This is a genomic window from Bacillus sp. CGMCC 1.16607, from assembly GCF_042683745.1.
Classification (GTDB): domain Bacteria; phylum Bacillota; class Bacilli; order Bacillales; family Cytobacillaceae; genus Pseudoneobacillus.
The window spans coordinates 345,340-369,571 of the sequence record NZ_JBHUJX010000025.1 but is presented as its reverse complement, the minus strand read 5'-3'; the positions used below and the strand labels follow the sequence as shown (position 1 = coordinate 369,571).

At 34.7% G+C, this 24,232-nt stretch carries 27 protein-coding genes and 1 riboswitch; of the genes, 22 read left to right on the top strand and 5 right to left on the bottom strand.

The genetic code is table 11. The features are described from left to right. Positions 1 to 2 precede the first annotated feature (2 nt). Positions 3 to 527 carry a DUF309 domain-containing protein gene (locus tag ACFSO7_RS18290; RefSeq protein ID WP_377878807.1) on the bottom strand — a complete coding sequence of 175 codons (525 nt, stop codon included), beginning with the start codon at positions 525 to 527 and terminating at the stop codon, positions 3 to 5. 400 nt (positions 528 to 927) lie between these two features. Between ACFSO7_RS18290 and ACFSO7_RS18285 the strand changes: the two genes are divergently transcribed. The 17 genes from ACFSO7_RS18285 (at position 928) to ACFSO7_RS18205 (ending at position 17,683) form a co-directional block, all read left to right on the top strand. Continuing rightward, positions 928 to 1,695 (top strand): segregation/condensation protein A, encoded by a 768-nt coding sequence (locus ACFSO7_RS18285; protein ID WP_377878806.1) that lies wholly within the window; start codon positions 928 to 930, stop codon positions 1,693 to 1,695. Further along, positions 1,682 to 2,272, top strand: a complete 591-nt coding sequence (scpB, locus tag ACFSO7_RS18280) for an SMC-Scp complex subunit ScpB (RefSeq protein WP_377878805.1) — start codon at positions 1,682 to 1,684, stop codon at positions 2,270 to 2,272. Before ACFSO7_RS18285 ends, scpB begins: the two co-directional genes overlap by 14 nt. A gap of 54 nt (positions 2,273 to 2,326) precedes the next feature. Then, on the top strand, positions 2,327 to 2,746 hold the full coding sequence (locus tag ACFSO7_RS18275) for a hypothetical protein (protein ID WP_377878804.1): 420 nt from the start codon (positions 2,327 to 2,329) through the stop codon (positions 2,744 to 2,746). A gap of 360 nt (positions 2,747 to 3,106) precedes the next feature. After that, the gene (locus ACFSO7_RS18270) at positions 3,107 to 3,997 is read left to right on the top strand and encodes a Fe-Mn family superoxide dismutase (protein ID WP_377879473.1); all 891 of its coding nucleotides are present in this window, start codon (positions 3,107 to 3,109) and stop codon (positions 3,995 to 3,997) included. A gap of 90 nt (positions 3,998 to 4,087) precedes the next feature. Next, entirely contained in the window at positions 4,088 to 5,230 is a 1,143-nt protein-coding gene (locus ACFSO7_RS18265; protein ID WP_377878803.1) for a D-alanyl-D-alanine carboxypeptidase family protein, read from the top strand. After that, a complete protein-coding gene (locus ACFSO7_RS18260) occupies positions 5,223 to 5,810 on the top strand; it encodes a nucleoside recognition domain-containing protein (protein WP_377878802.1) in 588 nt (195 codons plus the stop codon). Before ACFSO7_RS18265 ends, ACFSO7_RS18260 begins: the two co-directional genes overlap by 8 nt. A 5-nt stretch (positions 5,811 to 5,815) precedes the next feature. Further along, positions 5,816 to 6,352: a spore maturation protein gene (locus ACFSO7_RS18255; RefSeq protein WP_377878801.1), complete on the top strand. Its 537-nt coding sequence runs from the start codon at positions 5,816 to 5,818 to the stop codon at positions 6,350 to 6,352. Between the two features lie 355 nt (positions 6,353 to 6,707). After that, positions 6,708 to 7,433, top strand: coding sequence for a 23S rRNA pseudouridine(2605) synthase RluB (rluB, locus tag ACFSO7_RS18250; RefSeq protein WP_377878800.1), 726 nt, complete (start codon positions 6,708 to 6,710; stop codon positions 7,431 to 7,433). 94 nt (positions 7,434 to 7,527) lie between these two features. Further along, positions 7,528 to 8,052, top strand: coding sequence for a thiol-disulfide oxidoreductase ResA (gene resA, locus ACFSO7_RS18245; protein ID WP_377878799.1), 525 nt, complete (start codon positions 7,528 to 7,530; stop codon positions 8,050 to 8,052). A gap of 21 nt (positions 8,053 to 8,073) precedes the next feature. Continuing rightward, positions 8,074 to 9,696, top strand: a complete 1,623-nt coding sequence (gene resB, locus ACFSO7_RS18240; RefSeq protein WP_377878798.1) for a cytochrome c biogenesis protein ResB — start codon at positions 8,074 to 8,076, stop codon at positions 9,694 to 9,696. A 12-nt stretch (positions 9,697 to 9,708) separates the two neighbouring features. Then, the gene (gene ccsB, locus ACFSO7_RS18235; RefSeq protein WP_377878797.1) at positions 9,709 to 10,896 is read left to right on the top strand and encodes a c-type cytochrome biogenesis protein CcsB; all 1,188 of its coding nucleotides are present in this window, start codon (positions 9,709 to 9,711) and stop codon (positions 10,894 to 10,896) included. 152 nt (positions 10,897 to 11,048) lie between these two features. Then, entirely contained in the window at positions 11,049 to 11,765 is a 717-nt protein-coding gene (locus tag ACFSO7_RS18230; RefSeq protein WP_377878796.1) for a response regulator transcription factor, read from the top strand. After that, positions 11,762 to 13,552: an ATP-binding protein gene (locus ACFSO7_RS18225; RefSeq protein WP_377878795.1), complete on the top strand. Its 1,791-nt coding sequence runs from the start codon at positions 11,762 to 11,764 to the stop codon at positions 13,550 to 13,552. The genes ACFSO7_RS18230 and ACFSO7_RS18225 overlap by 4 nt, the downstream gene beginning before the upstream one ends. A 304-nt stretch (positions 13,553 to 13,856) precedes the next feature. After that, positions 13,857 to 14,429 (top strand): RNA polymerase sigma factor SigX, encoded by a 573-nt coding sequence (sigX, locus tag ACFSO7_RS18220; protein ID WP_377878794.1) that lies wholly within the window; start codon positions 13,857 to 13,859, stop codon positions 14,427 to 14,429. After that, positions 14,404 to 15,588 (top strand): hypothetical protein, encoded by a 1,185-nt coding sequence (locus ACFSO7_RS18215; RefSeq protein WP_377878793.1) that lies wholly within the window; start codon positions 14,404 to 14,406, stop codon positions 15,586 to 15,588. Before sigX ends, ACFSO7_RS18215 begins: the two co-directional genes overlap by 26 nt. Before the next feature lie 231 nt (positions 15,589 to 15,819). Continuing rightward, positions 15,820 to 16,716 carry a peptidoglycan DD-metalloendopeptidase family protein gene (locus ACFSO7_RS18210; RefSeq protein ID WP_377878792.1) on the top strand — a complete coding sequence of 299 codons (897 nt, stop codon included), beginning with the start codon at positions 15,820 to 15,822 and terminating at the stop codon, positions 16,714 to 16,716. Between the two features lie 105 nt (positions 16,717 to 16,821). Next, positions 16,822 to 16,957, top strand: a riboswitch (FMN riboswitch). Positions 16,958 to 17,107: 150 nt separating this feature from the next. Next, positions 17,108 to 17,683 (top strand): ECF transporter S component, encoded by a 576-nt coding sequence (locus tag ACFSO7_RS18205; RefSeq protein WP_377878791.1) that lies wholly within the window; start codon positions 17,108 to 17,110, stop codon positions 17,681 to 17,683. A gap of 384 nt (positions 17,684 to 18,067) precedes the next feature. Here the strand turns inward: ACFSO7_RS18205 and ACFSO7_RS18200 are convergent, their stop codons facing one another. Beyond that, positions 18,068 to 18,316 (bottom strand): ferredoxin, encoded by a 249-nt coding sequence (locus tag ACFSO7_RS18200; RefSeq protein ID WP_377878789.1) that lies wholly within the window; start codon positions 18,314 to 18,316, stop codon positions 18,068 to 18,070. A gap of 287 nt (positions 18,317 to 18,603) precedes the next feature. On the opposite strand from ACFSO7_RS18200, the gene ACFSO7_RS18195 reads away from it, so the two are divergent. From ACFSO7_RS18195 to ACFSO7_RS18175, 5 genes are all read left to right on the top strand, one after another. Then, positions 18,604 to 19,659, top strand: a complete 1,056-nt coding sequence (locus ACFSO7_RS18195; RefSeq protein WP_377878787.1) for a YpbB family protein — start codon at positions 18,604 to 18,606, stop codon at positions 19,657 to 19,659. Between the two features lie 3 nt (positions 19,660 to 19,662). After that, positions 19,663 to 21,177: a RecQ family ATP-dependent DNA helicase gene (locus ACFSO7_RS18190; protein ID WP_377878786.1), complete on the top strand. Its 1,515-nt coding sequence runs from the start codon at positions 19,663 to 19,665 to the stop codon at positions 21,175 to 21,177. A gap of 15 nt (positions 21,178 to 21,192) precedes the next feature. After that, the gene (locus ACFSO7_RS18185; RefSeq protein ID WP_377878784.1) at positions 21,193 to 21,804 is read left to right on the top strand and encodes a CPBP family intramembrane glutamic endopeptidase; all 612 of its coding nucleotides are present in this window, start codon (positions 21,193 to 21,195) and stop codon (positions 21,802 to 21,804) included. Then, entirely contained in the window at positions 21,797 to 22,450 is a 654-nt protein-coding gene (locus ACFSO7_RS18180) for a LysM peptidoglycan-binding domain-containing protein (protein ID WP_377878783.1), read from the top strand. The genes ACFSO7_RS18185 and ACFSO7_RS18180 overlap by 8 nt, the downstream gene beginning before the upstream one ends. A 73-nt stretch (positions 22,451 to 22,523) precedes the next feature. Next, positions 22,524 to 22,982 (top strand): YpbF family protein, encoded by a 459-nt coding sequence (locus tag ACFSO7_RS18175; protein WP_377878782.1) that lies wholly within the window; start codon positions 22,524 to 22,526, stop codon positions 22,980 to 22,982. A 33-nt stretch (positions 22,983 to 23,015) separates the two neighbouring features. Here ACFSO7_RS18175 and ACFSO7_RS18170 read toward each other — a convergent pair whose 3' ends face one another. From ACFSO7_RS18170 to ACFSO7_RS18160, 3 genes are read right to left on the bottom strand one after another with little or no spacing between them, the layout of a single operon-like run. Continuing rightward, positions 23,016 to 23,585, bottom strand: coding sequence for a manganese catalase family protein (locus ACFSO7_RS18170; RefSeq protein WP_377878780.1), 570 nt, complete (start codon positions 23,583 to 23,585; stop codon positions 23,016 to 23,018). 52 nt (positions 23,586 to 23,637) lie between these two features. Continuing rightward, entirely contained in the window at positions 23,638 to 23,898 is a 261-nt protein-coding gene (locus ACFSO7_RS18165; RefSeq protein WP_377878779.1) for a spore coat protein CotJB, read from the bottom strand. After that, positions 23,899 to 24,126 (bottom strand): spore coat associated protein CotJA, encoded by a 228-nt coding sequence (locus ACFSO7_RS18160; protein ID WP_377878778.1) that lies wholly within the window; start codon positions 24,124 to 24,126, stop codon positions 23,899 to 23,901. It abuts the gene before it with no gap. Positions 24,127 to 24,232 lie beyond the last annotated feature (106 nt).

Here is a 24,232-nt window from a genome sequence, read left to right as displayed (position 1 = left end):
AACTATTCGCTGTCTTTTCTTTTTCGCTCGATTAAGGCGTTATTTCTATCTGCGATAATATTTGAACGGTCTCTCAGTTTATGACGGTGAATTAAATGCTCATTTAATAAATTACTTTCTTTACCCCAATCATCTGGCTCCTTACAAATAGCTAAACATTGACTGTGAAGGTCTTTATTGATTATTGGTAATAGATAACTCTTGTATGGTTCCATCCTTTTTAGCTTAACTAATTGATCATTTAGCAACTGTAGAAGTTGTACTTCATCAATTCCCAAATGAGTGATCTCCATTTCCTTCTTACTTAATATCAAATTCGCCTTTTCTAAAGTACGTATCGCACCCTTAAAATTATTGCGGCGATGATGATAATTAGCAACAGCAAGTAAAATAAAACCCACCCAAATGGAATCCTTTTCTTGAGAGGTATTTTCTTTCCAATATTCTTCTAGAACCTCGTGACATTCAAAATAATCACGGTCCACATGAAAATGATATAAATAAGTAACAAATTCTGTAGGTATCAATAAGACCCCTCCCTCATTTTTCTATAGGAATTAAAAAAATTAAGACTGTTTTGTATAGTTTGTTGCTTTTTAAGTGTTTTTAATTTTAACAATCTGAATTGATTGTAGCGGATCGCACTTTACTCCTGTGGGGAATAGAGGGAAGTGGGAGACCCCACAGGCGGAACGCCGAGAAGGCTCCCATCCCTCCCCGCGGAAAGTAAGTGCCTGGAGCGGAAATCAACGGACAAACTTTATCGTTTAAATACTAATCGAAAAAAGCCAAAACTAAAAAGCAACTTCAATTTTACGATGAAAAGGAGATATTTTCTAATCATTCTCTAAAACTGTCCTCTATACTAAAGTATAGTTTAACAGTAAAATAGATGTGAAGGAATTACAAAGAAATTTTGGTGAGAATATGCAATATAATGTGAAAATTGATTCATTTGAAGGGCCGTTAGATTTATTACTTCATTTAATTAATCGATTAGAAATCGACATTTACGACATTCCTGTATCGGAGATTACCGAGCAGTATTTGATATACATTCAAACAATGAAAGAACTACACTTAGACGTCGCTAGTGAATTTTTAGTTATGGCCGCGACATTACTCGCTATTAAAAGTAAAATGCTATTACCTAAACATGAGGAAGAACTGCCAGAAGAAGAACTTGAATTCCCATTCGAAGCTGATCCGCGTGACGAACTAGTTGAAAGATTAATTGAATATCGAAAATATAAAGAAGCGGCGCAAGATTTGAAAAGCTTAGAGGAAGAAAGAAGTTTAATGTTTTCAAAGCCTCCAAGCGATCTATCTGAACTAGCAAAAGATATCCAGGTTGAAAAAGTGGATGTAAATGTATCGATCTACGATATGTTGGGTGCTTTTCAAAAACTAATGAGAAGAAAAAAACTTCAAAAACCTCTATCAACAAAAATTGCGCGTCAAGAAATTTCAATCGAAATAAGAATGAAAGAAATTTTAGAAGAATTGCGAAATATTAAAGGTCGGAAAAGTTTTTTTGAACTTTTTCCTTTCCCGCAAAAGGAGCATATTGTCGTTAGTTTCTTAGCCATTCTTGAATTGATGAAACGTCAAGAAATTCAAATCGAACAAGAGCAAAATTTTGCTGAAATTTTTGTCATGTCTTTGGAAGGAGTAGAACTAGTTGGAACTAATTAATTGGACTGGAATAGTGGAGAGTCTGTTGTTCGCAGCTGGTGATGCAGGACTTTCTTTAAAGCAAATTTCTAATGTACTAGAAGTCGATGAGGAGATTGCTGAACAAATTGTTCAGAATCTACAATCTGATTATGAAAGAAATGAGAGAGGAATTACCATTGTTCAGTTAGCCGGAACTTATCAATTAGCGACCAAGAAAGAAAATGCAACTTATTTAAAAAAATTGGTCGAAACACCGAGTAACTCAGGCCTTTCTCAAGCAGCACTTGAAACTTTAGCCATTATCGCGTATAAACAACCAATTACCCGTATAGAAATTGAGGAAATCCGAGGAGTTAAAACCGAACGGCCGCTTCATACATTAATAAGCAAAGTATTAATTAAAGAGGTTGGTAGATCTGAAGGTACAGGTAGAGCTTATTTATATGGGACGACAAAGGAGTTTTTAGAAGCTTTTGGATTAAAGAGTCTCGAGGAATTACCACCTTTACCAGAAAACTTTACTGAGGACTTTGTTCAAGAAGAAGCTGACTTGTTTTTCGAAAAATTTCAAGAAACGATGGGTTCTAGCAGTTAACATCTGCATTTTATGCTAGAATATGTATGCTAGAAACATTCAGGAGGGTTATTTATGATTATTAAGGAATGTAAAGGATACGAGCTTGAAAAAGAGAAATCTAATACGTCTGAAGACTACTTTAATCGAAGTGAAATTACATACGAAGAAGATGGAGTAGAAAAGCATTTGCATGTGTTATTTGTTCGTTATTTCGAAGAAAATTTTGGACAATGCACTCCATTTGAGTCCAATCCTGTATGGACGGTAAATGATACAGACATTTACATTAAGGACATCGTGGCACTTATTTGCTTGTTGAAAAACCCAGGACTTAGACATCGAAAGCGGTTATACATTAATTCGGAAAAAGAATTTAAATTTATTTTCCAAGGGATGAATCTTGATAAAATTAAAGAACTAGTAACCGATCTTATGAATAAAAACAAGGTTGAAATAAAGTCACCACTTTTATATGTACTTCAACCAAACTAAAATAAATAATAATTATTGAAAGAGCAGCCAATTGGAACTGCTCTTTTTCTGTTCTTTAGGAAACTATAAAATACTCGGATGTGGATAACATCTTAACTTGTATAGTTCACGTCCAGCGCAAGCGTCCTAGCCCCGACGTACAGGAAGTACTAGTGTCGACAATGCGACAGGACGTCACGCCTTTGTCGACCTCGAGGTCAAATGGCGCCCCAAAGATGAGGTTAAAGAGCAAACCTCCTCTTTGGGACGGCATTTGCTTGTCGGGGCTGATCAAGGCGCCCCGCGCTTTTGTTTTTTTAGAACGTTTTAGGCTTTCATACATACGATGTAGGTGGAGTGAATGAAGAAAAGAGGGATGGTATGGGAGCATTTGCTAAATATGTCCACGATATAATGAAATGGAATGAAGAAATGAAAACTTTTTTAGAATCAGAAGAAGTTCAAAAAGAAGAAGGAATTTGGGGAAGTCTAGATCGATTTACTGAAATTATTGAAAAAATCGGAGAAACAAATTCACAAGAAGAAATCCTTAACATACAAAAAAAGGCTGAATCACTTCATGATGAAGTGGAGGAGTATTTTAATAAACGTCAACAATTAGGTAATATTTGGATGTCTAAGTCTACAGTTGGAATTGGAAAACATAAACTTCCTGTTCTTACTTATCCATACAATAGTTTGGAACCATATATCTCTGAAGAAATTATGAGATTACATCATGATAAGCACCATCGATCCTATGTCGAAGGATTAAATAAAGCTGAAATAAAATTGATGGAAGCACGGGAGAAGAATGATTTTGCCCTTATCAAGCATTGGTCAAGAGAGCTGGCTTTTCACGGTTCGGGTCATTATCTTCATACGATTTTTTGGAATAATATGAAGCCTGAAGGTGGTGGAACACCATCAGGAAAACTGTTAAAAGAGATAAATCAATATTTTGGGAGCTTTGAAACTTTTAAAAAGCAATTTATTGAAGCTGCTAAGCAGGTTGAAGGGGTAGGTTGGGCTATTCTTGTTTGGTCCCCTCGTTCACATCATTTAGAAATATTACAATCTGAGCGCCATATGTTGTTAACACAGTGGGATACGATTCCACTTTTAGTTCTAGATGTTTGGGAACATGCTTATTATTTGCAATATAAAAACGAAAGAGCGGAGTATGTAAATAATTGGTGGAATATTGTGAATTGGGATGATGTAGAGGACCGTTTTGAAAAAGCACATCAGTTAAAATGGAATCCATTTTAGATAGTGGATTTCCCTTGTCCATTTTCTTGTCATAAGCACTCTTGTCCTGCATAAACTTGTACAAACTAGATAAGGAGACGGAGTGAACAAATGAAACGTTTGACGAAGATAAGCATCTTTTTCCTTATAATTTCGATCCTAATCATGAATATTCCAAGCAAAACCGAAGCTTCTGTTTCAATTAGTGCAAGTACTGCGGTGCTTATGGACCAAGTGTCAGGACGCGTTTTATTTGAACGTGGGGCTCATGAAAAGAAGAGAATCGCAAGTATTACTAAAATCATGACCGCCATCTTAGCTATAGAATCCGGAAAACTAAATGATACGGTAAGAGTAAGTATAAATGCAACGAAGGCAGAAGGTTCCTCTGTGTACTTAAAACCGAATGAAAAAATTAAACTCGAAGAACTAGTTTATGGATTAATGCTAAGATCGGGGAATGATACAGCTGTTGCGATTGCTGAGCATGTAGGTGGGAGTTTAGACGGATTTGTATATTTAATGAATCAAAAAGCTCAGGAAATCGGTATGGCGAATACTCATTTTGCTAATCCGCACGGTCTAGATAATTATGAGAACCACTACTCAACAGCTTATGATATGGCGTTGCTGACACGTTATGCGATGCAAAATGATGAGTATCGAATCATTTCCGGAACAAAGGTTCATAAATCACCAAATCCAGGTGAGAAATGGGACCGAGTATGGCGAAATAAAAATCGAATGTTAAAAAAGTATAAGTATTCAACAGGTGGAAAAACAGGTTTTACAAAAAGAGCAAAACGCACTCTTGTTTCCACAGCAACAAAAGGGGATATGGACTTAATTGCTGTTACGTTAAATGCTCCAGATGATTGGAATGACCATATCTCGATGTTTGAATATGGTTTTAATCAATATCATCTAGTAGAAGTTGTTTCAAAAGGAAAAATCAATCAAGTGAAAGAAGGAATTTATAAAAACAATCTTAGTATCAATAGAGCCTTTTTATATCCAGTCACAGATGAAGAAGAACAATTATTTAAAGTAAAATATCAATTAAAAAAACCGAATGAGGATTGGTTAAAAACGAATCCGAAGGTTGTTGGAAAAGCGATAGTTTATCTTGACGAAAAACCAATTGAGGAGATATCTATCTTTTTTAAAACAGAAATAAAGGATAAGAAAAGCTGGGGAGATTATTTCAAAAACATTTTCTTATCCATTTTAAATGTAGGTCAGAAAAATGGTTAATTATATTTGGGTAGGTTTAACCATAATTAGTCTTATCTTCGCTGCTTTTACTGGGACAATGAATGAAGTGAATGAGGCAATATTTAAAGGGGCAAAAGAGGCAGTCACACTTTGTATTGGATTAATTAGTATTCTTGTATTTTGGCTTGGAATGATGAAGATTGCAGAAGATTCGGGTCTGCTTAAAAAACTTGCCCTCCTATTCAAACCTTTAGTTAAGCTTATTTTTCCGGAGGTACCAGCAAACCATCCAGCATTGGGGTATATTTTATCAAATATGATGGCTAATATGTTTGGTTTAGGTAATGCAGCAACGCCTCTCGGAATTAAAGCGATGGAACAGCTGAAGGAATTAAATGGAGGGAAAAACGAAGCAAGTCGATCAATGGTTACTTTTCTTGCTGTAAATACTGCTAGTGTGACGATCGTACCAACAATGGTGATTGCTATACGAATGAACTATGGATCTGTTTCGCCAACAGATATCGTTGGCCCGACACTAGTGACAACCATTATTTCGGCAATTGCCGCTATCTTAATTGACCGGTATTTTTATTATCGTCGTACCCGTAAAGGATGAGAGATATGGAGCTTATTTCGGGCATTTCCTTATGGATTATTCCATTTATTATTGGTTTTATACTAATCTATGGAACAATAAAAAAAGTTCCAACCTATGAAAGTTTTGTAGATGGTGGAAAAGAAGGGATAAAGATAGCGGTGTCCATAATTCCATTTCTAGTAGGAATGCTCGTGGCCATTTCTGTCTTTAGAGCTTCGGGTGCTTTAGAATTTCTCATGAATTGGCTAAGACCTAGTCTTATCGCATTGGGACTCCCACCTGAAATTGTTCCATTGGCTATTATTCGTCCTTTATCAGGTACTGCCGCATTAGGAATGACTAGTGATCTCATTGCTACACACGGACCAGATTCGTTTTTAGGAAGACTTGCCTCTGTGTTACAAGGAAGTACAGATACTACCTTTTATGTATTAACAGTTTATTTCGGGGCAGTTGGTATCCGCAAAATGGGTGATGCTCTAAAAGTAGGGCTATGGGCAGACCTCGTGGGTATTCTCGTTGCTATACTAGTAGTTACAGTCTTTTTTGGTTCGAAATAATATAAACGAATGAAGAAAGAATCAAAGACATCGTCTATTGGTTCTTTCTTTTTTCTTTTTATAAAAATTCTGCCGATATATTGAACACTTTGAAAATGTGATGAGTTGTGTCATAATTCTAGAGGAAGTCTAAATAGCGTTTTTTCATAAGAACCGTAATCTATTTTTGGATTTTGAAAATTGTCCAGCTCCAGCGCCTAGCCCCTCGAGGTCAAATGTTCGACACCCAAAAAGTCAAAGAACGACTTTCCGGGTGTCGAAGCATTTGCTTGTCGGGGCTGAGCAAGGCGCTTACGCTTTTCTTATAAATTCGATATTTTAGAAGGATTTTATATATAAATTTTGAGGTGACAAGATGGAAAGATTGCAAAAGGTTATTGCCCATGCTGGGGTTACATCTAGAAGAAAAGCGGAAGAATGGATTAAAGAAGGTAGAGTTAAAGTAAATGGTAAAGTTGTCACAGAATTAGGAATTAAGGTTACAGGAAATGACCGTATTGAAGTTAATGAAATCCCTATTGAACGTGAAGAGCCTGTCTATTTTTTAATTTACAAACCTAGGGGGGTTATTTCTAGTGTGAAGGATGATAAAGGTAGAAAGGTTGTTACCGACTTCTTTCCTTTTTTAGAAAAAAGAATCTACCCTGTTGGCCGTCTTGATTATGATACATCAGGATTACTTCTATTAACAAATGATGGAGAATTTGCCAACTTACTTATTCACCCAAGACATGCCATAGATAAAACTTATGTAGCGAAAGTAAAAGGGATTCCTTCTAAAGAATTACTAAGAAAGTTAGAAAAAGGGATTGAGCTAGAGGACGGGAAAACTGCACCAGCCAAAACGAAACTTTTATCTGCAGATAAAAAGAAACAGACATCGATTGTAGAAATTACCATCCACGAAGGAAGAAATCGCCAAGTAAGAAGAATGTTTGCAGCGATTGGCCATGAGGTGTTGAAATTAAAGCGTGAAAAATTTGCCTTTTTAACGTTACAAGGGCTTAGTACAGGCGATATAAGAGAGTTAACACCACATGAAGTGAAACAGTTACGTACACTTGCACTGAAAAGTTCATAGAAGTTTCACATTTAATCGAATTAGTAAACAACGTGAAGATATTAATAAATGATATAATGACTTGTAATTATGTGTAATAGTAGGAGGTGTACATATGAAACAAAAGCGGTTATTAATTAGAACCGTCATATTGATCCTTTTAGGTGTAGCCGTTGCCTATACTTTATATGCGAATTTTAATAAGGATAAAATTCAAAAAGTTGAAATAGGTTCTCAAGCACCGGATTTTGTTCTTGTAGATTTGAATGGACAAAAGCATAAATTATCCGATTATAAAGGGAAAGGTGTATTTCTAAACTTCTGGGGAACATGGTGTAAGCCTTGTGAAAGAGAAATGCCATATATGAATAATCAATACAAACATTTTAAGGAAAAAGGTGTTCAAATATTAGCGGTTAATGTTGGTGAATCTGATTTAGCCGTAAAGAAATTTGTGGAGAGATATGATTTACAATTTCCTATTTTAATTGATAAAGATTCACAAGTACAAACAGCCTATGGAGTAAATCCATTACCTGTAACATTTCTCATTGACCCTTCGGGAAAAGTGGTTAAGATGAGTACTGGTACATTAACTGAATCAATGATTTACGATTATATGCAATCAATTCAACCTTAATGGATATAGGGAGATTTTTTTATGAAAGAGGTAAAATGTGAATGTGGACATGTCAATCCGCATGGCACCGTTTTTTGTGAAGCGTGTGGGAAATTAACAGCAGAGCACGAAGAGAATAAAGCCCTATTAGATATGAGATATGAGGGCAGTGCTAGGCGTTCTCAAACCTATAATAAAACATTTATTGATAAGATTTGGAATTTCTTTTCGTCGGTAAAAGTTGGTGTATGGTTAATTGTCCTAACTTTGGCAGCTTCTGCAGTAGGAACAATCCTTCCACAGGAAATGTACATACCGGGCAATATGCCAGCTTCTGAATATTATTATGAAGAATATGGTTGGGTTGGTAGACTATATTATCAACTAGGATTTCATAATTTATATAGCTCATGGTGGTATTTAGTTTTAATCGCTTCAATTGGTATTTCGTTAGTTATTTGTAGTTTGGATCGAGTCGTTCCATTGTATAAAGCTTTAAAAAAGCAAAAAGTGACGAGACATGAAGGTTTTTTAAAAAGACAACGTCTCTTTGGTGAATCATCATCATTAGATGAGAATGAAATTCAAAATATTAAGAGTAAATTAATTTCCAAACGCTATAATGTTAGAGAAGAAAATGGAAATCTTTTAGCTGAAAAAGGTAGATTTTCTCGTTGGGGTCCTTATGTAAATCATGTAGGATTAATTATTTTTCTTTTTGGTGCGATGCTTCGGTTTGTCCCAGGCATGTACGTGGATAAAGTATTATGGATTCGTGAAGGAGATACAAAAGTTATTCCTGAAACGAAAGGAGAATATTATTTATCCAATGAGAAATTCATTTTAGATATATACGATAAAGATAAGGATAATAAGGCTTTCGAAAAGACATTAGACCGAGTCGGTAGTGTCGTTAAAAACTACCAATCTAATGTAGTTTTATATAAAAAGGTTGGAGATACCCTACCCGGGGAAAAGCCGAAATTAACGAAAGTAAAAGAATTTCCAATACAAGTGAATAAACCGTTAAAATTTGATCATTTTGCTCTTTATCAAGTAGATTATAAATTAGATGAATTTTATCAAATGTCATTTACACTTACAAATAAAGAGTCGGGAAAAACATATGGCGATATTTCTGTCAACTTATATGAACCACAAAATGAATATAAATTAGATAATGGATATTCAGTTGAATTAAAAAGTTATTTTCCTGATTTTGAATTTGATGAGAATAGTGAACCAACAACCAAAACAAGAGTTCCGAACAATCCAGCTTTTGTATTTAAAATCATTTCACCTGAAAATCCCAAAGGCGAAGTAAGTTTTGTAGCGATTAAGCAAACGATTGAACCTTTTGGGAATAATGTTTATAAAATGGCGTTTAAGGGCATGGAAACAAAAAATGTTTCAGCCTTAACGGTAAGGAAAGATTTAACGTTATGGGTAATTGCAATAGGTGGGCTTATCTTTATGATCGGAGTGATCCAAGGAGCGTATTGGAATCATCGTCGTATTTGGATCCAACAAGTAAAAGGCTCTTCATGGATTGCGGCTCATACAAATAAAAACTGGTTTGGATTAAAACGAGATATACTTCAAATAATAGAAGGTTCTAAATTAACAGAGCCTAAAGATCAACTAAACGATGTGAAGACGGAATAGGGGGACCAGGGCTTGGTAGCATTAAGTTCAAATTTATTATATATAGCGTTTATCCTATATTTGGTAGCAACATTATTTTTTGGTGGTGCTATAAAAACAAAGAGACCTGATGGAGAAAAGCAAGGTACGAACGGATGGAGTAAAATTGCGATCTTTATTACAGTAATCGGTTTTGCCTCACAATTAGGTTACTTTATCACAAGATGGATTGCGGCAGGTCATGCACCAGTCAGTAATTTGTTTGAATTCATCACTTTCTTCGGAATGGCATTAGTTGGTTCCTTTATTGTGATTTATTTTATGTACAAAACTCCGCTTCTTGGGTTATTTACATTGCCAGTTGCACTATTAATCATTGCTTATGCAAGTATGTTTCCGAAGGATATCTCGCCTTTGATTCCAGCCTTACAAAGTGATTGGCTTCATATTCACGTAACTACAGCTGCCTTAGGCCAATCCATACTAGCGATTAGCTTTGCGGCAGGATTAATTTATTTGGTGAAATTTGTCGATCAATCGAAGCCAAGTAAAAGAACCTTTTGGTTAGAATTTGTATTATTTGGCTTAATTTGTACACTAGGCTTTGTTGTCACATCATCAACCTTTTCTGCATTAGATTATAAAGCAGAATTTTCTTGGCAAGATAAAAATGATAAAGAAGCTAAAGCAGAATACTTAATGCCAGCTATTACTGGACCGCACAGTTGGGAGTTAAAAACAGAAGGTGCATTCAAGCCATTAGTTGAGATGCCAGCAATCATCAATGCTAAAAAGTTAAATACCGTCATATGGTCTCTATTATCTGGTACCGTACTATATTTCCTTTTTAGACTTATTTTAAGAAAACGGATTGCTGCATCCCTTCAACCGATTGTGAAAAATATTAATTTAGATTTAGTGGATGAAATCAGTTACCGCTCGGTACTCATCGGATTCCCAGTGTTTACATTAGGTGCGTTAATATTTGCAATGATTTGGGCACAAATCGCTTGGACTCGCTTCTGGGGATGGGATCCAAAAGAAGTATGGGCACTTATCACTTGGTTATTCTATGCAGCATTCCTTCACTTAAGACTTTCCAAAGGCTGGCATGGTGAGAAGTCAGCTTGGTTAGCAGTAATCGGTTTTGCGATCATTATGTTTAACACTGTATTCGTAAACCTTGTGATTGCAGGTTTACATTCATATGCCGGATCATAGGAAAATTCGATAGCCTTCACAACTACTTTAGGTGTGAAGGTTTTTTTACAACATAATCTCATTAATTTTACTAATTTTGCAACATTTATGACGGAAAAAGCATGGATAATTGAATTTTAGTTTTGTAAAATTACCACATGGGGGGATTATCGATGGAAAAAGACATGAAAATTTTAGTTGTAGATGATGAGGAAAGAATTCGTCGTTTATTAAAAATGTATTTAGAACGTGAAGGATATACAATAGATGAAGCAGAAGACGGTAACGAAGCGTTAGCAAAAGCATTAAATTATGAATATGATTTAATCCTACTCGATCTTATGATGCCAGGGAAAGATGGGGTTGAAGTTTGTCGCGATTTAAGAGAGAAAAAAAGTACTCCTGTCATCATGTTAACGGCTAAAGGGGAAGAAATTAATCGCGTTCAAGGATTCGAAGTTGGAACAGATGATTATATAGTGAAACCGTTTAGTCCACGTGAAGTTGTATTAAGGGTAAAGGCTTTACTTCGCAGGTCATCGAGTGCCAGTTTTATACAGGCAGAACCATCAACAAAAGATGTCATTGTTTTTCCTTTTTTAACGATTGATAACGATGCTCATCGAGTAACTGCTGAACAAAAGGAAGTTAGTCTTACGCCTAAAGAATATGAACTTTTATATTTTCTTGCAAAAGCACCAGATAAAGTGTTTGATCGCGAGCAATTATTAAAGGAAGTTTGGCATTATGAATTTTTTGGGGATTTAAGAACGGTCGATACTCATGTAAAACGATTGAGAGAAAAATTAAACAAAGTATCTGAACAGGCTGCAAGAATGATAGTTACGGTTTGGGGTGTTGGCTACAAATTCGAGGTCGTTAATGAATGATTTTTATTCGAAGTGTAGTTGGTAAACTGTGGCTTACAATTCTTTTACTCGTTTCCTTTGTATTATTTATTTTGACTGTTATGCTTCTACAGTTTTTTGAGAATTATCATATTACGGAAACTGAAAAAGGCTTGTTAAATACGGCTAATAATATTGCCAGTATTTTAGAAGAGCATAATGAAAAAGAATTGGCAATAGGTCTTGAAGTATCTTGGAAATTAGCTGGTGATGTGACCAAGGTATTAATTGTAGAAAATGAAAATGAATACTATTATTCACCTAATACAATCGGTTCTCAAAAACTTACCCTGTCTGAAATTCATAAAGATTCACAATTAGCTAAGGTGTTATCACAAGGGAAGATAGAGAAAAAAATTTCTTCCCTCCCCTTATCAAAAGAAAGTATGGATAAAGATTTAAGACATGTAATCATTGGGGTGCCTTTCAAACAATCTGATTCCAAATTTGGTGCTGTTTATATATATCAATCGTTAGAAATAATGGAACAAACCACGAATTCAACAACGAAATTTATACTGCTTGTTGCTGGTGTGGCTATTATTTTAACTACTATTTTTGCTTTCTTTTTATCAACTAGAATCACTGCTCCATTACGGAAAATGAGAGAAGCAGCTTTTGAAGTAGCCAGAGGTAAATTTGATACAAAAGTACCTGTTTTGTCACATGACGAAATCGGTGATTTAGCAACAGCTTTTAACCAAATGGGGAAACAGCTTAAGTTTAATATGCATTCGCTAAATCAGGAAAAAGAACAGCTATCAAGTATTTTAAGTAGTATGGCAGATGGTGTAATTACATTTAATCGTGATGGCACCATTTTAATCACCAATCCACCTGCGGAACGATTTTTGCAAAATTGGTATTTTGAGCAGGGAGATTCGAATAAGCTAACGGAAGCAATTCCATCGAAGGTTGATGAATTATTTCAGTTAGTTGTTAATACAGAAAAAGAACAAATTGGTGAGGTTTCGTTACAGGGTAGATATTGGGTCGTAATTATGACTCCACTATACAATAACAAGGTTATTCGTGGGGCAGTTGCTGTTATAAGGGATATGACAGAGGAACGACAATTAGATAAATTAAGACAAGACTTTATCGCAAATGTTTCTCATGAACTTCGTACACCAATTGCCATGCTACAAGGATATAGTGAAGCAATTATAGATGATATTGCTCAAACGAATGAAGAAAAAAAGGAAATGGCTAAAGTCATTTATGATGAGTCACTGCGAATGGGACGACTTGTAAATGAATTACTTGACTTGGCAAGAATGGAGGCAGGACATCTTCTACTTTCCATAGATAAAGTAGATATTCCTGTTTATATACAGCGTATTATTCGTAAATTTCAAGGTCTTGCAAAAGAGAAAGACATTAATTTATCTGTATCTATGACAGAGACTAGTCATTTTTTTGCAATGGATCCTGATCGGATTGAACAAGTATTAACTAATTTAATTGATAACGCGATTCGTCATACGCCAAATGGTGGAAGTGTATCTGTAATTGAATCAATTGATGATAAAGGATTATATTTTGAAATAAAAGATTCTGGATCAGGTATACCTGAAGAAGATATTCCATTTGTATTTGAAAGATTTTACAAAGCAGATAAAGCTCGTACTAGGGGTAGAGCTGGGACAGGTCTAGGGCTATCCATTGCCAAAAATATCATTGATGCCCATAAAGGACATATCACTGTTCAAAGTAAATTCGGACAAGGAACGACATTTTCCTTCTTTATCCCACGAAAAAACGAATAAAAGAATGAAACATGCCGACAATTCTTGATTCATGTGTAACATAAAAAAGTGGAAGTGGCTTGTTCAGCCCCGACAAGCAAAAGAGGCTATCAGGAAGAAGGCGTTCTTTGCCTTCATCTTGATAGTGGCTTTTGACCTCGAGGGGCTAGCCGTTGGACCTAGACACAAAGAATACAACTTTTATTAAAGTCAACTATATTTGATATTCCTAGGGAGGCATTTATCATGAAATGCCTTCCTTTTTATCCAAAAAAAGTCTATATTTAAAGGTGAAACTTTTTATACATAAAAAACGACTAATACTATGAACGGGGAGGGGAAAGAGATGGACTCCGTTTTCAATGACCTCTATGAAAAATACCATCAAGATGTTTTTCAATTTCTCTTTTATATGGTGAGAAATAGAGAACAAGCGGAAGATTTAATGCAAGAAGTTTATATTCGGGTGTTGAAATCTTATAAACAATTTGAAGGTAAAAGTAGTGAAAAAACATGGCTATTTTCCATAGCTAGAAATGTTGCAATCGATTCTTTCCGTAAACAAAAGGGCTGGAAGGAAAGAATCATGGAGAAGTTTGATTGGTCTACTCAACAGGTAAAGGATGAGTACCCGATTCCTGAAGAAATTACTTTGCAGCGTGAAGAAATCCAACTAATGTATAAAGGATTAAATAACTGTACAGTGGATCAGAGAATGGTTATCATCATGAGATATATTCAGGAATTATCCATCACTGAAACTGCTGAAGCCTTAGGGTGGACGGAAAGTAAAGTAAAAACAACTCAACATCGTGCTCTGAAGATCTTGAAAAAGAATATGGAAGAATTGCTTGGAAAGGAGGAAATCACCAATGAGAAAGTCAGAGTGGAGCGATAATGAACTCGAACAGCTATTACGTGAAATGCCGAAGATTAAAGATCATCGCGATCCTCGTGACATCTACCAGAGTCTTTCGATAAAAGCAAAAAAGCGAAAACGCCCAGTTTGGTTCATTCCTTCCATAGCAACCGCAGCGGCAGTATTGTTGCTTTTTCTGCTTGTACCAAATGTCTGGCAAAATATTACTAATAATAATAACAAAAGTGAAATAGCACTAGATAAAAGTAATAATAAAATGAAGATGCAAGATGAAGCTGTAGAAAATAAAATAACTGCAGATATAGTAAATCCTGAAGGAAAACCCGGATTTAGTGCTCAAGCAAAGCTAATGACTATACCTACTGAAACGGCGATTTATTCAGAAGATTTGGTAGATCAAGAAGTAATCACCTATTTGGTTCCTGACAAAAATGTAACAATATTTGTTCCTGTTTCTATTATTGTACCGAAGGAAAATAAACCATGGTTAGAGTCATTTCAATCATATTCAGAAAAATTAACGGAAGCTCAGTGGGGATTAACTGATTTCTATCCTCTAAACGCGACCTTAAGTATGGTTGACGAGCATACAGTAAATGTGGATGTTCCTGAAGGACATATTTATGGTCAAGGTTCAGCAAACGAATGGTCCTTTTCTTCTGTTCAGCAGCAAATATTTAGTCAATTAAATGAAGTACAGAAAATAACTTTTAGTACGAATACAAAGCCAGGAATTGAATTAGGGAATAATGGAGTTAAAAATGAGGTTATTAGAGAAGAATCTAAAGTGAGGCATTCATATTATTTATTCTATCCTAATAATAGTAACATGCCATTTTTAGTCCCATCCGTAACACCATATACTGATCTACAAACTGCCTTTGATTCAATGAGAGCAAATTTGGAGGAAGATGCTGGATTAATTCCTTCTTTAAGTTTTAATTTTACCATTCAAAGTAGTTCAGATAAGAAGCTAGTATTAAAAATAGAAGATCATTTTCAATTAACAGATGAGCCGATGAATATTTATGCGATTGAAGCCATTTTACTAACGGCTAAAGAGTTTGGATATGAGTCTGTAAAATTTGAAAATGCATCTGCACCACAAATTGGGAGATTTAATTTGGAAAATGAAATAAAAGTCCCGATTGCACCAAACAAAGTGTTCCTCCCATAGAAGAGAAAGAAGAAGTCTGATGATTTAATCAGGCTTTTTCTATTTAAAACATATAAACACCTATCTTAATAACGAAATTTAAATAGTTTTTTTCCTAAATTTTGTATAAAATAGTAGTCTATGTCCTATTCTAAGAAATGTGTCTTAGAAGACCCTTCCAATGGTTCGTTCTAAAATTTTTCCCAGCTTCATAATGTTGAATAGGAAGGTATAAGTATGAGGAGGATATGGATGCTTGACTATTTAAAGCGATTTTTGATTGCAGGAATTGTAGCTATTTGTGTAAGCTTGTTATTCTTTGGTGGTAAACCTCAGGCAGAAGGATTGGATGGGCAAAGTGAACATTGGATTTGGCCGACAGATGGTACTATATCGGATACTTATGGGACAAGGTTGGGCCATCATAAGGGAATTGATATTGCCGCTGAATTAAATACCCCTGTTTATACTGTTGATGATGGATTTGTGTCTAAATCTTATTATTCGGATACATATGGTCATGTTATTTTTATAAAACATAATAATCACTTAGAAACGGTGTACGCCCATTTAAATAAAAGAGAAGTAGAAGAAGGAGATCAAGTAATAAAAGGAGATACGATTGGAAGGATGGGGAACACAGGAAGGTCGTATGGAGTCCATCTTCACTTTGAAGTGCACCAAAATGAATGGACTTTTGAGAAGGAAAATGCATTAAATCCGACTGCCCTATTAGGAAGTATTGAAATAGGAAATGTAGTTCAAGCAATAGTAGAAGATAATGCCCATTATGTAGTGAAAAATATTGAGCCAGAAGGTCAATTAAACGGAACAGGATTAGAAACAATATCTACTAAACATAAAGTAAAAATGGGTGAAACACTGTGGTCAATTTCACAAAAATATTCATCTTCTATAGAAGCGATACAAGATGCAAACTCATTAAATAATACAGATATTTATGAATCTCAATCCTTAGTGATACCGATGAGTAAGGATAGAACAACATATACCGTCCAAACAGGTGATACTTTAACTGCCATTGCGAAAAAAACAAATGTAACAGTTGATGAAATAAAAAAGGTTAATCATATGAAAGCAGATGATATATATCCTTTTCAAATCATCTCAATACCTGCTAGAGAATAGGACATAGCATATCATTTTAAAGGTTATTTATGGACACCGCGATAACCTTTTCTTTTTGCTTTCCAACCGAAAGTATTTTCAGTATAATAAAGTGGTAAAAATAAGATCTATCTTCGGGGCCGGGTGAAAATCCCGACCGGCGGTGATGAGAATGTGAATATTCTTTAAGCCCGCGAGCCGTAAGGCAGGATTTGGTGGGATTCCAAAGCCGACAGTATAGTCTGGATGGGAGAAGATGGAGGTTCTGCGGACATTCAAAAATGCAGGGTTTTTGAGTGTTTATTAAGCATGCCTTTAAAACTCTCCTCAAGTCGAACTTGAGGATTTTTTATTTGTGTGTTTTGCTGAACTTTCTCTTTGTGAAGTGGATCACAAGAGGAGAGGTATAGAGATGAAGAAACAAAATATTAAAGCACTTGTATCGATTGGAATGCTTAGTAGTATTTCCTACATTCTTATGCTATTAAATTTTCCATTACCACCATTTCCAAACTTTCTAATGATTGACTTTAGTGATATTCCTGCCATTATCGCTGCGTTAATTTTTGGACCTTTAGCTGGAGTGCTGGTTGAATTATTTAAAAATATTCTAGATTACTTTATGACAGGAAGTACAACAGGAGTACCTGTTGGACATATTGCCAATTTTATTGCAGGAATCATTTTTGTGTTATCTACTCATTATATTTTCATGAAACTTAAATCGAAAAAAGGAATGACATTTGCTTTAATTGGAGCCACTTTTATTATGGCAATCATTATGAGTGTCTTGAATTATTTAGTGATTTTACCTGCATACACATTTTTTCTAAATGCACCTGCGATGTCAACGCCAGAAATGAAACAATTGGTTGTTAAATTTATTCTTCCTTTTAATATCATTAAGGGATTCATTGTAACAGGTATGTTCATGTTAATATATATTCGTCTTCAAACGTGGATTGGAAAGCAAGTAGCTTATAAATAATAAAGAAGAAACACAACGAGGTTTTGTCGTTGTGTTTTTTTATATCAAGATTAGAAACATTTTCGGACTTCGAAAATTGTCCAGCGCAAGCGTCCTAGCCCCGACGTACAGGATGTACTAGTGTCGACAATGCGACAGGACGTCGCTTTTTTGTCGACCTCGAGGTCAAATGTTCGCCAGCCAAAAAGTCAAAGAACGACTTTCCGGCTGGCGAAGCATTTGCTTGGCAAACCAAAGAACGGTTTGCATAAGTGCGACTAGGTCTCTGGCTTCGCTACTCTCGCCAATCGACCAGTCTTCTTTATCGGGTTGATCAAGGCGCTTGCGCTTTTCTTATCGATTCTTTTCAAAATAAATACCCCTTCTTTTGAAGGGGTAGAATTCTTATTCGAATTTTGTAGGATTGCCGTCGAATGACTCGTCAGCTACTTTAATAGAATCTGTTGGACAGCCTTCAAAAGCATCCATCATGTCATCGATTAAAACATCTGGAATTTCAACGATACCTTGGTTATCGTCTAGAGTAACGAATGCAATACCTTCATCATCATAATCATAAATATCTGGAGCAGCTGCCCCACATGCACCACATGCGATACATGTTTCTTTGTCAACGATTGTGTACTTTGCCATGAAAAAACCCTCCCAATAATTAAACAATGATTCATAAATCGTTTCCACTGATTTTTGGAAACGTATTCCTCATACCCTATTGTAAAACTGAATGGCCAACTTTTCAATAGTAAATGTATTGAGAATGCTTATCATATAAGGGTTTGTTAACTTTGGACATTATATTGTGCAGTAATTAACTACACCAAGACTGGGACAATCGTGGTAAAATAAAAGTAGGATTTTGTCGACCTTTAGGGAAGTTAACAATTTCCATGAGAAAGTTTGTAGTTAAGTAGGTGAAAATGTTGTTTAAAACTTATTTATCAATACTTATACTCTTTTGTCTTCGAAAGATTAATGGAGAAAGAACGATTTATTCCATTTTTCATTTACTAAAAGGGAAGAAGTCCTCACAAACGATTCAAGATTCTCATTTATTTCATTTAACTAGTTTGTTTCAAACATTCCCATCCTTAAGCCGTCATTATTTTGAAAAAGAAGTTAGTACACTTGAAAATAATCAACTTATTATTTGTGTAGAAGGCGAAAAGTTTCGCTTAACGGAAAAAGGCGAAACACTTCTAGCTGAAGAAATGGAGAAGTTTCCTCTACCTCCACACTTGAATGGATGGACATTTCATTCTTTACAAGATGAATTTTGGAAAAGGTTTTCGTTATTAGTACAAGTAAGTTCGAATTTTATAAATTATGAATCCACTTATATACCTATCCATAGTGATAGCAAAATATCTGAATGGCTAAAGACAGCATTACGTAAATTGCATTTAAACCGAGAAAAGTTGGCTAATCAGTTATTGAGTGAAATTACCAGCTGCTTTGCAAATGAAAAAGGGATCAATCCAAATGTAATCGTTTTGAGGCTAACTGGTTATAAACAAATTGGATTAACGCCCAAGCAGGCTGGAGAACATTTAGGAATGGATCCAGCTTATTTTCAACTTGAATTCTTAAATATTATACATTTTCTAATTCATAAGATTAGCAAATATAAAACGCAATATCCAATATTGTTTCATCTACTTTCAGATTTTCAAAATCGTATTGTCTTAACAAACTCATCTTCGATTACCTACATTTATTTAAAAAAAGGATATAGTATTGACGAAATTGCTACTATTCGAAATTTAAAAGTCAGTACAATTGAAGATCATGTTGTAGAAATTGTGTTGAATGAACCAAGTTTTCCTTTGGAACCGTATGTATCTTTAGAAAATCAAGATCTAATAAAAAAATCCATGATTAAGTTGGCGACAAAGCAATTAAAGACTATTCGTCAGGACATACATGAAAAAGTGTCCTATTTTCAAATTCGATTAGTCTTAGCAAAGTTAGGTGACTGATAAGTGAACCTTGAAGAAATTTTATTGCGTTCTTTTGGCTTTAATGAATTTAGACCAGGACAAAGAGAGATCATTCATTCACTCATAATGGGACATAACACTGTGGGAGTGCTACCAACAGGCACAGGAAAGTCTTTATGCTATCAATTTGTTGGGAAGCAGTGTATTGGTCATGTCATCATTATTTCTCCTCTTTTATCACTTATGCAAGACCAAGTGGAGCAAATGAAGGCAAAAGGGGAGAAGAGTGTGATTGCAATCAATTCCTTTTTGTCATCAACCGGGAAGCGAACGATAATCGATACGTTAAAAAATTATAAATATATATTTATATCACCTGAGATGTTACAAGCAGAGTTTATTCAAGCGAAGCTCAAAAAATTAAAAATAGCTTTATTTGTAATCGATGAAGCCCATTGTATTTCACAATGGGGATATGATTTCAGAACCGATTATCAAAAGCTAGGAGAAATTCGGAAAATATTTGGTTCGCCATTAACGTTAGCTTTAACGGCAACAGCAACTAATGAAGTAATGAGTGACATTTTTAAAGTATTGGAAATAGAAGATGCGTCTATCTTTAAAACGAGTGTTGATCGCTCTAATATTTCAATAAAAATAGAATGCCTAGATGATCAACAGATGAAAAAACATGCCATCTTATCCTATTTAAGAAATTTACCGGGACCTGGGGTTATATATTTTTCAAGTAAAAAATTAGCAGAACAAATGGTAGAATTCCTTAAAATTAATGGAGTAACAAAAGTGATGGCATACCATAGTGGAATGACACATGAAGACAGAATCTTAATTCAACAACAATTTATTTATGGTCAAATTGACTATATTTGTGCTACAAGTGCATTTGGCATGGGGATTAATAAAGAAAATATACGATTTGTAATCCATTATCATATGCCATTACAGTTAGAGTCTTATCTTCAAGAAATTGGTCGAGCTGGAAGGGATGGAAAAGCGAGCATCGCCATCCTCCTCTATGCAGCTGGAGATGAAAACTTAGCCCTTCAACTAATTGATCATGAGTTACCAATGGATGTACAGTTAAATTGGCTATACGATCAACTTTCTTCACCAGAGGGAAATGAGCTTGAAGAGATGAAATTTACAGAGGAAATAAGACTAAACGGAGGTTTTTCGGAAATACAATGGCGGATAACGAAAGAGTTTATTCTCACTCGTTCAAATAATCGACTTTCTTTAAGTCAAATTGTTGATAGTTTAAAAACCTTTGTTTATTTCAGGAAAAAAATAAAAACCGATAAAATTTTTGATTGTTTAAAATTAATCCGTTCTGTCAATTGCAGAAGAAATCATATTTTGGAATATTTCGGTGAGCCCCCTTTGTCTAATCGAGTATCTAATTGTTGCGATCAATGCGGAATCCAAATAGAAGATTTTTACACAGAAAAACAAAATGGTATTAAAACAAATGAACGTAAAGACGACTGGCAATGGAGACTTACCAAACTACTTACAGCCACTGAAAATGAATTTTAGGTGAGTGAGCAAAATATGAAAAAACGCTATCAAAATATGGTTGAAGAATTAACGGAAAAAGAACTTATTTTTCACCTATATGCAACTCAAGTTATTCTATTAATCATTTCGATTTTTCTGGGTTTATTAATTTATAAAGACCTTTGGTTTGTTTTTTCTCTGTTTGATTGGTCAGATTTTTCGATCCTCTCTGTTGGAATTACGGCAGGACTGTTCATTGTACTCTTTGATTTAATAGGTATGAAGTTACTACCAAAATCATTGTACGACGATGGAGGATTAAATGAAAAGATTTTTCAAAACAGAAATGTCTTTCATATTGCTATCATTTCCTTGATAGTCGCTTTTAGTGAGGAGCTTCTGTTCAGGGGGATCATTCAAACGAAATTAGGTTTAATAACAGGAAGTATTGTTTTTGCATTAGTGCATTACCGCTATCTATTTAATTGGTTTTTATTTATTAATATTATTTCTTTGAGTTTTGTTATAGGTTTTATCTATCAATGGACTGGTAATCTAGCTGTTACATTTATTATGCATTTTATCGTCGATTTTTTATTGGGCTTTTTATTAATGAAAAGATCTAAAAAATCGAGAGGGAAAGGAGTAGTAGGCATTCATGAATAAGGAAGAACCGTATCGTGATCAGGCCGAGCGTTTACGTCAAAAAATTGAAAAAACAAAATCTGAATCTGAAGCGATAAAAGAATTACCAACTAGAAGTGATCTTCATCGTCATAAAAAGAAAAAAACGAAATGGAAATTAAAATATCCAGTCATTCGTTTATTGGTATTATTTTTCATTTTGTTACCCATAGCCATTTTTAGTGCTATTTCTACCCTTAGTGAAAGAAGCGAGAAAGTGAATAGTGAAAAAAATGGATATGAAGAAGTTAATTTTGAAAATGAAAATAAAGAAGAAATTGAAAATAGTAAGATTGATATCGACAACGTAGAGAGTAGAACGGAAGATACAGAGGAAAAAGATCTAGATATAAGCTCAGAGGAAGTTCAACAAAATGAGCAAACAACAAATGAAACGACTGAACAATCTAACTTACCTTCGACAGAAAATAGTGATATTAATTCAAACTCACTTAATGAGGAATCACAAGAAAAAGAGGTCTATCATACTGTACAAAGTATGGAAACTTTATATCGAATAGCGATGAAATACTATCAATCACAGACAGGTATTGAAAAGATTAGAGAAGCAAATCAGCTTAGTGGAAATGAAATCCATGTTGGACAAGTTTTAAAAATTCCTAAATAAAAGGATACTTTCAACTCATTTTTAATCATATATCTGTGGACAAGAACATATGAATGTGATGAGGTGGGGAGATGTGGAACAATCGATACTATTGCTAGATGAGAAAACGGACAATGCAGCAAAGCAAATGCTAGAAAACGTAGTAAAACGGAAAAAAAAATTTGATGATTTTAAATTCAATCATAATCTTTCAATTATGATTACCTTAGGTTTTTCATTTATTTTTTTAGTTTATTTATATAAAACTGTTGTCATTCCTTATTCCTACTCCTTTATGGCGATGTTTTCTGTTTTTTTTCAAAAGGAAATAAATTTATTTTTTTTAGTCATTACTATAGGTATGTATGGGATGATGACTCTTTTAAAAGCAAAAAGAGAGAAAGCAGAAAAAGAATATCATGCCTTACGATGTGAAATTGTTGATCGAAGTAAAGATTTATGGAAAAAAGAAGAGGAATGGAAAAGTCGTCATAAAGTATTCGAAATGATGAAGGAAAAATATGATATAAATTTATTCCATGAAAGTAAATAGGTTTGGTTCCGATTGGAACCAAACCTATTTATTCTAAAAGAACCTCTTTTTATCCCTTTCATCTTTCAGGATCTCAACCGCCTCTCTAAACCGTTGGGAATGGATGATTTCTCTTTCTCTAAGGTACCTTAGCCCATCGTTTAAGTCCGGATCATCACTTAAATTAATGATCCATTGATACGTTGCTCTTGCTTTCTCTTCTGCAGCAATGTCTTCGTATAAATCTGCAATAGGATCTCCTTTAGCTTGTATATAAGTTGCTGTCCAAGGTGCTCCTGCTGCATTATGATAAAAGAGTGCGTTATCATGGGTTGCATAATGATCACCTAAACCAGCTGCTTTCATTTGTTCAGGTGTGGCATCTTTCGTTAATTTATAAATCATGGTAGCAATCATTTCGAGATGAGCAAATTCTTCCGTGCCAATGTCTGTAAGTAAACCGATGACTTTATCAGGAATGGTATATCGTTGATTTAAATATCTTAACGCAGCAGCTAGTTCACCATCAGCCCCACCATATTGTTCAATCAAATATTTGGCTAAAGTTGGATTACAGGTGCTAACTCTCACTGGATACTGTAATTTTTTTTCATAAATCCACATGTTGTTATTCCTCCCCCTGAAAATTATATTCATCTCTAAATAAAAATAGTGACTATACTTGCCATGGCCAAGGGGAATCATTCCAATTCCATGGATAGCCTGAATAACTATTGCCATACTGTTGCAAAGGACCATAAATACTTTCTACAGCTTTTTTTAATTTTTTTCTTTCTTTTGCATAATGGTTAAACTGATTAATGGCTTCTAAATCATCTGGATGGGTATCAAGATAGAGTGTTAATTCAACGAGAACAAAATCAACGGCTTGAAGCTGTTCCATTAATGGGTAAAATTCTGCAGGTAATTGTTTCATTTAGTCCTTAGCCTCCTTCCCTTTTTCAAAAGGATTGAAGTACGGGTCGTAAAAAGCCTTCCAAAGTGTACCTGCTCTTAGAGCTTCTTGAGGAGTGAATTGTGGTAAATTAGGTGGTTGAAATCCAATATATAGATTAGGTGGAGTAGAAAATGTTTTAACTGTTATCGGTTTACATGGGTCAAAGGGACTTACGTAAGGATGATAAGATTTGTAGAGTGTGAACATATTAGCCCTCCCTTATTCAAACATCATTCATTTTTATGAGAATGAGGGTAAAAATATACCTTTAAATTATTGAATAAGTCCATTTGGAAAAAAGGTTTTTTTGTAC

Excerpts from the sequence above, each read along its gene's own strand:
- rluB (WP_377878800.1), top strand. The coding sequence starts at position 6,708 with ATGGAAAGATTGCAAAAGGTTATTGCCCATGCTGGGGTTACATCTAGA.
- ACFSO7_RS18205 (WP_377878791.1), top strand. The coding sequence starts at position 17,108 with ATGAAGAAACAAAATATTAAAGCACTTGTATCGATTGGAATGCTTAGT.
- ACFSO7_RS18200 (WP_377878789.1), bottom strand. The coding sequence starts at position 18,316 with ATGGCAAAGTACACAATCGTTGACAAAGAAACATGTATCGCATGTGGT.
- ACFSO7_RS18160 (WP_377878778.1), bottom strand. The coding sequence starts at position 24,126 with ATGTTCACACTCTACAAATCTTATCATCCTTACGTAAGTCCCTTTGAC.
- ACFSO7_RS18165 (WP_377878779.1), bottom strand. The coding sequence starts at position 23,898 with ATGAAACAATTACCTGCAGAATTTTACCCATTAATGGAACAGCTTCAA.
- ACFSO7_RS18185 (WP_377878784.1), top strand. The coding sequence starts at position 21,193 with ATGAAAAAACGCTATCAAAATATGGTTGAAGAATTAACGGAAAAAGAA.
- ACFSO7_RS18215 (WP_377878793.1), top strand. The coding sequence starts at position 14,404 with ATGAGAAAGTCAGAGTGGAGCGATAATGAACTCGAACAGCTATTACGT.
- ACFSO7_RS18275 (WP_377878804.1), top strand. The coding sequence starts at position 2,327 with ATGATTATTAAGGAATGTAAAGGATACGAGCTTGAAAAAGAGAAATCT.
- ACFSO7_RS18265 (WP_377878803.1), top strand. The coding sequence starts at position 4,088 with ATGAAACGTTTGACGAAGATAAGCATCTTTTTCCTTATAATTTCGATC.
- ACFSO7_RS18255 (WP_377878801.1), top strand. The coding sequence starts at position 5,816 with ATGGAGCTTATTTCGGGCATTTCCTTATGGATTATTCCATTTATTATT.
- resA (WP_377878799.1), top strand. The coding sequence starts at position 7,528 with ATGAAACAAAAGCGGTTATTAATTAGAACCGTCATATTGATCCTTTTA.
- ACFSO7_RS18180 (WP_377878783.1), top strand. The coding sequence starts at position 21,797 with ATGAATAAGGAAGAACCGTATCGTGATCAGGCCGAGCGTTTACGTCAA.
- ACFSO7_RS18285 (WP_377878806.1), top strand. The coding sequence starts at position 928 with ATGCAATATAATGTGAAAATTGATTCATTTGAAGGGCCGTTAGATTTA.
- sigX (WP_377878794.1), top strand. The coding sequence starts at position 13,857 with ATGAACGGGGAGGGGAAAGAGATGGACTCCGTTTTCAATGACCTCTAT.
- ACFSO7_RS18260 (WP_377878802.1), top strand. The coding sequence starts at position 5,223 with ATGGTTAATTATATTTGGGTAGGTTTAACCATAATTAGTCTTATCTTC.
- ACFSO7_RS18210 (WP_377878792.1), top strand. The coding sequence starts at position 15,820 with ATGCTTGACTATTTAAAGCGATTTTTGATTGCAGGAATTGTAGCTATT.
- ACFSO7_RS18230 (WP_377878796.1), top strand. The coding sequence starts at position 11,049 with ATGGAAAAAGACATGAAAATTTTAGTTGTAGATGATGAGGAAAGAATT.
- resB (WP_377878798.1), top strand. The coding sequence starts at position 8,074 with ATGAAAGAGGTAAAATGTGAATGTGGACATGTCAATCCGCATGGCACC.
- ACFSO7_RS18225 (WP_377878795.1), top strand. The coding sequence starts at position 11,762 with ATGATTTTTATTCGAAGTGTAGTTGGTAAACTGTGGCTTACAATTCTT.
- ACFSO7_RS18170 (WP_377878780.1), bottom strand. The coding sequence starts at position 23,585 with ATGTGGATTTATGAAAAAAAATTACAGTATCCAGTGAGAGTTAGCACC.
- ACFSO7_RS18270 (WP_377879473.1), top strand. The coding sequence starts at position 3,107 with ATGGGAGCATTTGCTAAATATGTCCACGATATAATGAAATGGAATGAA.